Raw genomic sequence first — 1,183 nt, 5'->3', positions numbered from 1 at the left:
CGCGGATTGGCGGGATCGACGACGAAGCCAAGCGCGCGACATGGGCCGCCTTCGGTCCTGACCTGCAGCCAGCGCGGCACGTTGACGGCGGGCAGGATGGTCATTTCGCGGCGCAGGAGCGCTTCGAGGTTAGCCGCCACCGGTTCCGCGATCTCGAACACCATGCCCTGGCACTGGCCGCCGCGATCGAGCGCCATCATCAGGCCGGGCTGCTCGACCGTGCCGCGAAAACGCTGCACCGTGAAGCAGAACGAACGATGCCAACCGCTGGCCACCGCGCGTTCTCCGCCCCTCACCTCGCCGGCGGGCTTCCACAACAGCGAGCCATAGGCAAATAGTTTCAGCGGCCCGGCCGGAGCGCCGGCCAGCACCTCGTCGCGGATGCGCGCATAGTCGGCATCGGTCATGTGAACCATGCCCGGCGTCGGCCCGGCATCCTCGACAGCACGCATGGTGCGCGCGACCAACGCCTCGGTCAGCGCCATCGGCGTGTTGCGCGGGACCCTCGATGATGCGGTGGAAATGGCCTTGCTCATCTTCGCGCTCCCAGTCCTACCGCCATGTTGCTGAAGGCTGAAGGATTCTCAAGGGCCGTGCAGCCGAGATAGATCACGAGTGGCCGATGCCGCTCTTGCGTGACGCGTCTTGGAACGATGTTGCCGGCAAACTGTTCTGTTCCTTGCCGGAGGATGCCATGAACGATGCGTCGGCACAGCCCGCTGGCCCCGTCCTTTCATCGGCGGAGCGCGTCAACACGCTGTCCCATTTCCACCGCGCCGAGATCGCTCGCATGGCGGGATGGCGCGACCGGCTCGACCTGACGACCAATTGGGCAATCACGGTGGTGGCGGCGCTGCTTTCGGTATCACTCTCGACGGCCAGTGCGCATCACGGCGTGCTGCTGTTCGCCATGCTGCTGATCCTGCTGCTGCTGTGGATCGAGGCGCGCCGCTATCGGTTCTTCGATTTCTATCGGGCGCGCGTACGCCAGTTCGAACGCCACTATTTCGCGCAGATCTTTTCCCCACAGCCCGACTTCGCCTCGGACTGGCTGCTCATCGTCGGCGAAGGCCTGCGCGCGCCGAAATTCCTGCTGTCGCAGCGCGTCGCGCTAGCCCGTCGGCTGCGGCGGAATTACATCTACCTGTTCCTGATCCTCTGGCTGGCCTGGGTGCTCAAGATA

The 1,183-nt window shown here is 65.2% G+C and carries 2 protein-coding genes; one reads left to right on the top strand and one right to left on the bottom strand.

Annotated elements, in window-relative coordinates:
• A partial coding sequence (locus tag EN984_RS35335) for a gamma-glutamylcyclotransferase (RefSeq protein ID WP_127384391.1) occupies positions 1-536 on the bottom strand: 536 nt, incomplete at its 3' end.
• Positions 537-694: 158 nt separating this feature from the next.
• On the opposite strand from EN984_RS35335, the gene EN984_RS35330 reads away from it, so the two are divergent.
• A partial coding sequence (locus EN984_RS35330) for a DUF2270 domain-containing protein (RefSeq protein WP_127384390.1) occupies positions 695-1,183 on the top strand: 489 nt, incomplete at its 3' end.

Source organism: Mesorhizobium sp. M7A.F.Ca.CA.004.12.1.1, from assembly GCF_003997835.1.
Taxonomy (GTDB): domain Bacteria; phylum Pseudomonadota; class Alphaproteobacteria; order Rhizobiales; family Rhizobiaceae; genus Mesorhizobium.
The sequence above is the reverse complement of the archived record's forward strand: the minus strand, read 5'-3'. Positions and strand labels throughout refer to the sequence as shown.